The organism is Amycolatopsis sp. NPDC102522 (genome assembly GCF_055584485.1).
On record NZ_JBVJLY010000005.1, the window covers coordinates 362,881 to 373,417 of the forward strand.

At 67.9% G+C, this 10,537-nt stretch carries 9 protein-coding genes; 4 read left to right on the top strand and 5 right to left on the bottom strand.

What is annotated here, in order from left to right; all coding sequences use genetic code 11:
• Positions 1-337: 337 nt before the first annotated feature.
• From ACZ6YV_RS16640 to ACZ6YV_RS16650, 3 genes are read right to left on the bottom strand one after another with little or no spacing between them, the layout of a single operon-like run.
• Entirely contained in the window at positions 338-991 is a 654-nt protein-coding gene (locus tag ACZ6YV_RS16640; protein WP_465510397.1) for a dCTP deaminase, read from the bottom strand.
• Entirely contained in the window at positions 988-1,743 is a 756-nt protein-coding gene (locus ACZ6YV_RS16645; RefSeq protein ID WP_465510398.1) for a hypothetical protein, read from the bottom strand. The genes ACZ6YV_RS16640 and ACZ6YV_RS16645 overlap by 4 nt, the downstream gene beginning before the upstream one ends.
• Complete coding sequence (locus tag ACZ6YV_RS16650) at positions 1,740-3,026, bottom strand: helix-turn-helix transcriptional regulator (protein WP_465510418.1); 1,287 nt, start codon at positions 3,024-3,026, stop codon at positions 1,740-1,742. The genes ACZ6YV_RS16645 and ACZ6YV_RS16650 overlap by 4 nt, the downstream gene beginning before the upstream one ends.
• A 692-nt stretch (positions 3,027-3,718) precedes the next feature.
• Here ACZ6YV_RS16650 and ACZ6YV_RS16655 point away from each other — a divergent pair.
• A complete protein-coding gene (locus ACZ6YV_RS16655) occupies positions 3,719-4,318 on the top strand; it encodes a hypothetical protein (RefSeq protein ID WP_465510399.1) in 600 nt (199 codons plus the stop codon).
• 47 nt (positions 4,319-4,365) lie between these two features.
• On the opposite strand, the gene ACZ6YV_RS16660 is transcribed toward ACZ6YV_RS16655, so the two are convergent.
• A complete protein-coding gene (locus tag ACZ6YV_RS16660) occupies positions 4,366-5,052 on the bottom strand; it encodes a DUF998 domain-containing protein (protein WP_465510400.1) in 687 nt (228 codons plus the stop codon).
• A 236-nt stretch (positions 5,053-5,288) separates the two neighbouring features.
• Here ACZ6YV_RS16660 and ACZ6YV_RS16665 point away from each other — a divergent pair, with 236 nt between their 5' ends.
• Entirely contained in the window at positions 5,289-7,787 is a 2,499-nt protein-coding gene (locus ACZ6YV_RS16665) for a M14 family zinc carboxypeptidase (RefSeq protein ID WP_465510401.1), read from the top strand.
• Positions 7,788-7,957: 170 nt separating this feature from the next.
• Here ACZ6YV_RS16665 and ACZ6YV_RS16670 read toward each other — a convergent pair whose 3' ends face one another.
• The gene (locus ACZ6YV_RS16670) at positions 7,958-9,037 is read right to left on the bottom strand and encodes a J domain-containing protein (protein ID WP_465510402.1); all 1,080 of its coding nucleotides are present in this window, start codon (positions 9,035-9,037) and stop codon (positions 7,958-7,960) included.
• 148 nt (positions 9,038-9,185) lie between these two features.
• Here ACZ6YV_RS16670 and ACZ6YV_RS16675 point away from each other — a divergent pair, with 148 nt between their 5' ends.
• Positions 9,186-10,055, top strand: a complete 870-nt coding sequence (locus tag ACZ6YV_RS16675) for an alpha/beta hydrolase family protein (protein WP_465510403.1) — start codon at positions 9,186-9,188, stop codon at positions 10,053-10,055.
• A gap of 206 nt (positions 10,056-10,261) precedes the next feature.
• The coding region (locus ACZ6YV_RS16680) for a DUF6444 domain-containing protein (protein WP_465510404.1) at positions 10,262-10,537 on the top strand (276 nt) is incomplete at its 3' end.

Below are 10,537 nucleotides of genomic sequence, written 5' to 3' on the forward strand. Positions count from 1 at the left end.
ACAGTCGACGCCACAGGCCCGGTGTCGCGCAGAGTCACCGACACCGTCCACAAACACGCCAGGTTTGCCTTACCCCTCAATAGAACCGTCCTCACCACTCACGAGACTGGATCGCCACATACGCCCCACGCGCACCAGGAGTCACAGTGGCTGCGCGTGAAGGCGGCTCAGCCGAGAAAACCCGACCTTCACACCTTCCCAAGTACATGAAGGACCCCTTCACTGCGCCTAGCGCAATGAAGGGGTCCTTCATGTACTTCAAGCGGGCAAGGGACTCGGAACCAAGGAGCGTAGTTGCGGCTATTTCGCCTGTCTGCCCGCCAGGAGGATGAACTGACTAGTTGCTGGAATTGTGGGTTCGTTCCATTCGTTCGGCTAGGCGGGAAGGCATGACGAAATGGTCGTTCGAATAGTTGTGTGGAATCCGGTCGTAGGGTTTCTCGCTTCCGGCGGAGGCGAACAGCATCAAATTGCAGATTCTGGCGCCGGGATGCAGGAGAACGGCATGGCGCAGATGATTGACGATTTCCAGGGTCAGGACGGCGCCGTTGCTGCTGCCGAAGCCGGGGCTGACCTGGCCGCAGAGAACCACGCTGATGCCGAGGCGAGCGTAATCGCTGGTGCCGTCGACGAGCCCGGCCAGCCGGTTCGAGAGCCCGATGCGTTCCAGGGTCGGAGCGAGGACGACCTCGCCGGGTTCCACCCGTAACCGGCCTTGGCCATCCAGTTCCTTCGGCACGAGGTCCGGGTACGTGGCCTGGTCGGCGATGTCGACGGGGCCGGTGGACACCAGGCTGAAGGCCTCGTCGCCCAGCCGCAGGCTGATCGCGGCAGGACGGATCAGCGTGCCGTCGAAAGGCAGGACGGAAAGATCGCCGTCGTTCCGGGCCTTCCTGATCTCCCAGTCGGTGAGGACACCGCGTTCGATTCGCCGATCTCCGAAATCGAGCTCCGAGAGCGGGTTCGAAGGGACGGGCTGGACCGTGGTCATGACGAAACCCGCTTGTCGAACGCGGCGACGACGGACTTGACGAGAACGCGGAAGTCCTCTTCGGTCAATTCGCCGTTGGGCTGGTCGTCGGTTTGACCGGGCAGGCAATAGACAACGGTTTTCGCCGAGAGGTGAGGCCCCTGCACGACGAGGGTCGCGGTGAGGCTCGCGTCGATCGGCCGGACGGTGTGCACGATCTCGGTATCGCAAGAGTAGACCTGCCCGCGTCGGACGCGCGGTGCTCGCAGCCTCTCGAGGTGAGCTTGCCCGTCGCGCCGCAGCGCCGCGGGGTCGGCCGGATCGACCCCGTACCAGTACCTCGTATGAAGCTCTCCGCCTTCGCTGGTCTCGCCGTACTCGACCATGTCCATGCCTTCGCCCGCGATGATGGTCGAAGCGAATTCCCAGCGATGGCTGTGCGGATTGGACTCGCCGCAGGACGGTTCGACGGCTTCCGGCCAGACATGAAGCCGGATCCGGAACTCGGCCGACGAGTGCAGCACCATTTTGGCGAACCCGTTGGGGTGCCAATAAGAGCGCTTCGCCGCTCCACGTACGGATTCCTCGTTCTGGAGGATGTCTTCCAGCCAGGAAAGGAAGGTGCCGGGGTCGTCTTGGACCCGGTGTGCCGCGCCGCGGAGCCAAGGCAGGTCCACGACGCCGTCGCCGGGCCGCGAATCCGTGATGCCACGGAGAAACGCGTGCGTACCGGAGGAATCGGCTGGTGTGGACGAGAAGGGGGTGTTGGTCATGGAGCCGTTCCTGGAGGGCTGAGCGGGGGCGCGGCCACGGCGAGCGCGGCCGTTCGGAGGGCTGTGACGGCGTCTAGCGTCTGCCAGATGGGTAGGTCGCCACTTCCCCACGCCCACAGCCCCTGATCGGCGTCGTAGCGCTCCCAAAGGGTTCCGAGCGCCCGGTTGAGCCGGGGGAGTGGCAGGAAGGGGGCGACGGCCAGCGCTTGGACGACCCAGGCGGAGGTGAAGTGCCGGATGATGATCCGGGCGGTCCCGTCACCGTCGGGGCGAGGCCTCTCGAGGTCCTCTGCCACGGCGTCGTCCGGATGAGTCCGATCGATGAGCCATTGTGTGGCTTCGTCGGCCGCCTCCAGGACGTCGTTGCGATCATCGCGGTTTCGCAGTACGTCGCGGAGCACGACCACTGCCCGGGCGGTGTGCGCCACGGATGGCTCCGGTGCCACGAGTCCCGCTTCGTTCTTCTCCGGCCACAGCCGGACGCCGTCGAACTCGAGCCGGGTGGCCAGCAGATAGTCGATGAGCCTGTCGGTCAGCTCGGCGTCGGGCCGCATGCGCACCGCTGTCTGCAGAGTCGTCGCCAGCAGGTAAGGGCGAGTCCTGCTGAACGGGTCCAGCGAGTGTTCCAGCAGTTCCAAACCGTCGTCGACCGAGAGCGTGGTGTCCGCACGGAACAACGCGTCCAGGACGGCCGCGGTGGTCTCCGGCCATTTGCCTTCCGGACGGCCTCGCCAGCCGTAGTCGGAGCGCCGCCGGTGCAGGCTTTCGATCAGGGGATGTAGGTCGATGTAGGGCTCGCCTACCAACTGCATCGTGCTGATCCCGTACGCGGTGCTCAGCACCGTCGGAGCGGTCTTCCGCTGCAGGTTCTGCCGCCACCCGAGCGGTTTGCCGTGCTCGTCGCGGATCAGGAGCTCGGCGAGCCTGGCACCAACGGTGTGAAAGACCTGCAGCAGGGAACGGGAAGTGTCGATGACGCCCGCGTCGCCGGCGGCGGGCGGGGAGTGGTCATGGGGTGACCGGGCGGTCTTCACCAGCGTGAACAGTGCGTTCACGGCGCGGAAGTGGTCGTCGAGCTGGCGGGCGTTGTGCGCCGACGGGAGGTATTTGCCGGTCTCCCACTGGGTCAGGTTCGCCCTGGTGACACCGATGATCCGGGCGGTTTCCGCCTGCGTTTCGCCCGCGGCCTTGCGCAGCCGTCGCAGCTCACGCCCGACATCCGACGCGGTAACGGTTTCCGCATCGGGGCTTACCGGCCGGTCCCCGGCCGATGTAGGCTTTATGTAGGCACTAGACACGGGCTTACCTACCTCGGGTAGGCAATGTAGGGCGGTGACTGAACGTGCACACAACGGCGAGAGTACAGCAATCGAATCGGACCGCGCTGGCACCTCGGTCAACGTCGTGTCACAACGTGGGAAAGGCCGCGACCGGCCCTGTTCTACCAGGTCCCGGGGTGCGTGACCCGCCCGTCGAAGAGGGCCGGTCTGACCCGGGCCCGACCGGAAACCGGATGCTGACAGCCATCTGAATGTGACGCTGCGCATCCGAACCGGTTCGAGCCGTCTGCGGGCCACACGAATGCCGGAGTAGGCGTCGTGTGTGCCGACCCGAGTCCGCGCTTCGCAGTATCGGGGGTGAACTTCATGTCCCACCACGAGAACCACACGGCAGCACCCCGATCTTGGTTCGATCGGCTTCTCGAACGTTTCCACGAATGGCTTTTCGCATCCGACGAAGACGCCAGAGCCGCCGCACGCGGCTGGCAGGTGACCCGCGTCCCGGGGAGCAGGCGCCGCGTCTACCGCGATCCCCGCTGGGACACCGTGCACGCGTGCGAACCGTGCGGAGGCACGGGGTGGTGGCCCTACGAGGACGCCGTTTGCCCGGACTGCGCCGGTGCCGGTGTCGTCCGTTCCCTTCCCTCGGCGGCCGTGGCCGCCGAAAGCACCGCCGGACGGACAGGAGGAAGGTCATGAGCCGTTGGCAGGAACCCCAGGCGATCGCCGAGCTGGCCAGGGAGGTCACGGTGGTCAGACGGCCCAACCCGTTCACCGGCCTCTATCACTGGCGGTACGAGATCGGCGCGCTGCTCGTCCTCCCGTACGCGTTGTTCACCCTTTTCCAGGCGGCCGGACCGATCTGGGCCGCGGTCGTGCTGTTCTGCGTCGCGAACTGGCTGTTCTACTGGAAAGCGGCACGGCGCTTCCTCCGCGACCGGCTCCGCTCGGTCGTCGTGCAGCACCGGCTGCGGACCGGGTTCGCCCGGGCCAGGGTGTGCACGCTCGACGGCAAGCTGCCGGTGATCCTGTGGACCAAGCCGCGCGGTGACGAAATCGAGGTCACGGTGTTCTGCCCGGCGGGAGTCGGCTACGAGCGCATCGAGCAGCGGCGGGCCCTGCTCGCCGCGGCGTGCTTCGCCACCGACGTCCACGTGTACCGCCATCACAAACGCGCCGACGTGGTGCACCTTTCGGTCTGCACCGCGCGCTTGCGCAAGGACGTGGACGAGGACGATGCCGCCGTTCCCATCCCCGGGTACGTCGGGGGGATTCCTCGCGTCGCGCGGGGCTGAACCCGTCACCGCGCATGCCCGGCCCGGGCATGCGCGGTGTTCGCGGTTCAGGACGCGATCCGCAGCGCTTCTGCTTCTTTCGTGGCCGGAACGCTCACCCGGGACGGGATCAGCAACGACGCCAGCGCGATCAGTCCGGTCAGCGCCATCGCGCGTTCGACCAGTCCCAGCGGGATCGCCTGCCACCACGGCCTGCCGCCGTTCATCGAGACCACGATCGCCCCGAGGATCACGCCGAACCAGGCCAGCGCCGCCACCGCGAGCACCCGGGTCACCGCGCGGCGCGCGGGAGAGGACGGGAAGACGGCTTTCGCGGCGAACCACACGGCCAGCGGCAGGCAGACGAAGGCCACGACGCTCGCGATCCGGTGCACAGTCCCGCCGGCGCTGGGCCCGATGGCCCAGTTGTTCTTGGGGAACGCCACGATCACCACCAGGCTCACCGTCCAGAGCGCGCAGAAGACCGACGCCGCGGACAGCGCGGGAAGGTGCTTGCGGCGGATCAGCGCGCCGAACCCGATCGCCGAGCCGAGCGCGACCAGCAGGACCGCGACGTCGAAGATCCATTTGTTCTCACTCAGCGCGTATTCGCTGATGGTGCGGCGGATCGGGCTGATGCCGCTGGTGGCGGGGAGCACCTGCAGCAGCAGGATCAGCAGCGCTCCGCCGGCGACCGAGACCACGGCGGCCAGCAGTGCCAGCGGGGACCTGGCGGTGACCTGGGACGTCGTCATGGTTGAAAGGTAACCACCCAACCTGAAGGTTTTCTTAGGCCTTCCTGTCGGAATCGACAGGAAAGTCCCATTCTACGGTGCCCGTGGCCAGTGATCGTTCCGGCACGGTCTGTGAGATCGTTGGGCCGAAAGAAGTGCAGGCGACTTGTGGCGGGTCCCTCGGGTGGGGTCTCGGGTCTAGGGTCTCGCTACCGGTGACCTCACCCGGTCACCGGACTGTCCAAGGAGGTCAGTCTGTGGGGTATTCACCAAACCGGCGAAGAGCGGGATGGACGGCGGCGACCCTGGTGCTCGCCGGCACCTTCGTGGCACTTCCGTCGGCCACGACGGCGGGGGCCGCGGACAACGTGGTGCGCGCCAACCAGGCCGTACCGCGGTCCTGTTTCGCCGCGTTGCAGAAGCCGGGCACGTCCGGCACCGATCGCCGCGAGTTCACGTCCACAGTAGACGGTCTGCTGCAGGCGCGGATCGCGCCTCGTGGCGGCGGTGAGGGCGACTGGGACCTCGCGGTCTTCGACAAGGCGACCGGCGCCGTGGTCGCCGCGTCCGCCGCGTTGCGCAGTCACGAACTCGCTGAAGGCTTTGTGAAGAAGGACCAGAAGCTGGTCGTGCAGACCTGCCGCTACGACGGGCAGACGCGCGACGCGCTCCTGGGGGTCGACTTCCTCGCGCTCACGCCGCAGGGGACACCGACCGGCGCCGCGCCCGCGCCGCAGCGCGCCGAACTCGTCCGGGTCGAAACCCCGGCCAAGCAGGACAAGGACAAACTCCTCCGGCTCGGGCTGGACGTCACCGAGAAGGCCGACGCCACCGGCGTCGAGGTCGTCCTCGCCAACGACGCCGACCGCAAGACGCTGGCGGACAACGGCTTCAAGTCGAAGGTGGTCGAGGCCGACCTTTCGGCGAAGTCGATCCAGAACGCCAAGACCGACCGTGAGTACGCCGCGAAGACGCAGGGCTCCACCCTGCCGTCCGGGCGCACGAGCTACCGGCACCTCTACGACTACCAGTTCGAGGTCAAGGAACTGGCCCGCAAGAACCCCAAGCTCGTCACGGCGTTCACCTTGCCGCAGCCGACCTGGGAAGGCCGTGACGTCGTCGGTCTCGAGATCGCGACCGACGTCAAGAACATCACGGACGGCAAACCCGTCAACTTCACCATGGGCGTGCACCACGCCCGGGAGTGGCCGGCGGGCGAGCACGCCATGGAATGGGCCCACGAACTGGTCAAGGGCTACACCGGCAACAACCCCGACGTCCGCGGTCTGGTCGGCCGGACGCGCAACATCATCGTGCCGATCGTCAACGCCGACGGCTTCGAAATCTCCCGTGAAGCCGAGCCCAAGGGCGATTTCTCGCGCTTCGACTACGAAATGAAGCGCAAGAACTGCAACGTCAACGATTCTCCCAAGGAATTCGCGACCGGCGTCTGCAAGGCCAACCCCGGCGGCCGTGAACGCGGCACCGACCCGAACCGCAACTACGCGGGCTTCTGGGGCGGCGCCGGCGCGTCGACCCTGTGGCGCAGCGACACCTTCCGCGGTTCCGGCCCGTTCTCCGAGCCAGAAACGCAGAACATTCGCTCGATCGTGTCCAACCGCCAGGTGACCAACCTGATCACGCTGCACACCTTCTCGAACCTGGTGCTGCGTGTCCCGGGTGTCGCCGCCGTCCGCCCGCCGCTCGACGAGCCGGCGTACAAGGCGCTCGGTGACAAGATGGCCTCGCGCAACGGATACACCAGCCAGCCGTCGTGGGCGCTCTACGACACGACCGGCTCGACCGAGGACTGGTCGTACTGGGCCACCGGTGGCTGGGGCTTCACGTTCGAGATCGGCAACACCGAGTTCCACCCGCCGTTCCAGGCCGGTGTCGTCGCCGAGTACACCGGCGTCGCTCCCGCCGCCGGTGCGGGCAAGGGCGGTAACCGTGCGGCCTTCATCGACATGCTGGCCAACGCCGCCGACCCGGCGGCACACTCGACGCTGATCGGCACCGCGCCGAAGGGCTACCAGCTGAAGCTGCACAAGACCTTCCAGACACCGACCGCCCCGGTGGTGCAGCCGGACGGCTCGACGAAGCCGCCGATCTACGTGACCGACAACCTGAACTCGTCGCTGTCCTCGACCGGCGGCCGGTTCGCGTGGTCGATCAACCCGTCGACCCGTCCCTACGTCGCGGGCCGCTACGGCCGCGAGCCGCAGGGCCCGGCGCAGACGGGCATCGCGGTGACCAACCCGGCGGGCGTGCCCGCGGTCAACACGAACTACCCGACCGACCCGGCTTCGGAGAGCTTCACGTTCCACGTCGACGGGCTGCCGAAGGTGGACAACGGGAAGTTCAGCGTCGACGTCAAGTGGGCCAGCCAGGACAGTGACTGGGACCTGTACGTCTTCGACGCCGCGGGCAACATGGTGTCGTCGTCGGCGAACGGTTCGACCACCGAAGAGCACGCGATCCTGTACGACCCGCCCGCCGGGGACTACCGGGCCGTGCTGGTCAACTACGCCCAGGCGAATCCGTCCTCTGTGGACGACTGGACCGGTGGCGTTTCGTTCCAGGCGCCGATCCCGCCGACCTACGGCCCGAAGGAGGCGTACCAGCTGACCTGCTCGTCGCCGAAGGGCAAGCTCGTCGGCTTGGCGGACGTCTACATCGACCGCGGCCAGACGGTCGACGTCGGTGAGGTCTGCACCCGGTCCGCGCGTGAGAAGAAGGAGCGCTCGGTCCGGTAGTCGCTTTTGCCACGTGAAGGCCCCCTTCCCTCGGTTCAGCCGAGGGAAGGGGGCCTTCACGCGCATTGGGGTCGGGGTCTGGAGTATCGCGCTGCCCGACGTCACTGCGGCCGCCCAGCTGCGGCGAAGTGTCGGCTTTAGCGGCACCTTTCGCGCCAGGCAGCCAGGCGTCAGCCGGTGCCGATCACCCGGTCCCGGACCACCCGCATCGTCGCCGTGTCCACAGTGGACGGCTCCGCCGCCAGCCAGCCGCCGATCTCGTGCAGGAACTGCTCCGGCGTCATCGGCGGCGTGGGGGAGGGATCGTCGAGATCCGTGGTGATCTCACCGGTCCGGCTCGGGTACACGATCATCGCCCCGCGCAACGTGACCCCCGGCAGGATCCGCCGGTATTCGGCGAGGCTTTCGGCCAGCCTGCTCCCGCCGCCGCGGAAGGCGCGGCCGTTGCGCAGCAGGCGGTCGTCGTCGTCGGTTTCGTAGTGTCCCGGCAGCCACAGCTTCGATTCGACGAGCACGAGCCGCTTCCCGCACAGCACCGCGTGGTCGACGTCGGCGAACACGGAGTCCGGCCACGAGAGGCCGTGGAAGATCCGCGCGCCGGGCAGCCGGGTCAGGTAGCGCTCGAGCAGGTCGGCGGTGAGCCGTTCGGCGAGTTCGTCGGTCTCGGTGCCGGGGGCGCCGAACACGCGCTTCCCGCCGAATTCGGCGGCGAACCGGTTCTTGGCGCGGGAGGCGGCGAGGTAGCCGCGCGCGAGCCGTTGCACCAGCAGGGCCGTTCCGGCGGTCAGGATCAGCCAGATGATCAGTGTGGGCGCCGAGAAACCGACGCCGGTCAGCACCGGTAGCAGCACCAGCACCATGCCACCGACCGCCGCCACGACCGGGGTGTGCCCGGGGCCGCGCCGCCGTCCGTGGCGCACGCGCCCGTCCTGTGCGGCGAATTCCCACCATTCGAGGTCTTCCGGATCGATCACGACCCGCTCGGGCTCGTAGCCCGGTTCTTCGCCGAAGCGACGTCTCGGCCGAGGCCGGATCGGCACGCGCACGGAGCGCCCGTCCGCGTCGTAGCCCGCGCGCCGCATCGGATCGCTGAGCGTGTCGTAGGCCTCGCGGACCAGCTGGAACGTGAGCGCGGAGCCCCCGGTGTCCGGGTGATGCGACTTCGCGAGCCGCCGGTACGCGGTCTTGATCTCGGTGACGGAGGCGGCCTTACCCACGCCGAGCACTTCGTAGTAGTCGACATCGGGCACGGGCGGTTCACCTCCAATGGGCCGGGCCGCAACACTATTCGGCCGTCGACGACCACCCGCAACCACCTCCGCGGCGCGTCGGGGTGACGTCGCGGGCATACTGTTTCGCTTGTGGCGGAACGAGGTCCGCCTCCGGTGCGTCGTGGATATGGTGGAGATCGACAACGTACTGGGAAGGACAGCGGTGGGAGAACCGGTCACGGGCACGGCCGCGGGGGTACCGTTCACAGTCTTGCCGCCATCGGCCGAGGTCAGCGGCCCCGCGCCGGTGGTCGTCGCATGGCACATGATCGATTCGCCCCGCTCGGACGCGGCGTTCGCGGCCGCGTTGCCGCTGGCGGGAGTGCCGGCGTGGCGGGTGTACCTCGGAATGCCGTTGTGCGGCGCGAGAATGGTCGACGGCACCATGGACGCCGTCGTCGACAGGGCCCGCCGTGACGCCATGCTCGCCTACATCGACCCGTTCGTCCGGCAGGCGGCGCTGGAATTCCCCGCCGCGCTGGCCGAACTGCGGGAACGCTTCGGCTTCGACACCTCCCGGATGGCCGTCGTCGGCGGTTCGCTGGGCGGTGCCGTGGCCTTGACGATCCTGGCCACGCGCGAGATCCCGGTCCGCGCGGCCGCCCTGGTCAACCCCGCCGTACGGGCGCGTTCGGTGGTCGGCCTGGTGGAAGGCCTGCTGGAGCAGCCGTATCCGTGGAACGACGAGTCGGAACAGGCGGCGGATCAGCTCGACTTCGTCGCACGATCGGGTGAAATCTCGGCGCGGGAAAAGCAAGTTCCGCTGGTACTCGTCAGCGGCGAGGAGGACCACCCGTCGCTGCGCGCCGACGCCGACGACCTGGTCGCCGCGTTGCGACAGCGGTACACCCGTCCGGACGACGTCCGCCTGATCAGGGTGGCCGGTCTCGCGCATCCGCTGGCCGAAGAGCCGGGCATCGAGCCCGCGCCGCAGCTGCCGATCGCGAAGCAGGTCGACAAGGCGATCACCGAATGGTTCGGGACTCACCTGGCCTGACGCGCGTCAGCAGCCGGGTGGCGGGACCGATCGGGACGGGCCGAATTCGAGGCGCTGCTTTTCGGTCTTCGGGATCACGAACGCGACGCCGGTCGAGATCCGCCAGTTCGCCGGGAGGAAGACGTACTGCCCACCGGACTGGAGCAGCAGCGTAACTAGTCAGGTCCCGGGTCATGTGGTGATCGTCGTTCTGCGATGATCACTGGGTGTCCGGGGGTGAGCGTCCGTCGTATGACGAGTTGGCTGCTCTGGTGGTCGCGCAGGCGGAGACGATCCGGGTGTTGCAGGCCGAGGTGGAGCGGTTGACCGTGCGGGTCGGGGAGCTGGAGCGGCGGCTGAAGACCACGTCGCGGAATTCGTCGAAACCGCCGTCGCAGGACGTGTTTTCCAAGCCGGCGCCGAAGTCGCTGCGCCGGAAGACCGGTCGCGGGCAAGGGAAACAGCCTGGTGCGCCGGGTGCGAGCCTGGCCTTGGTCGACAAT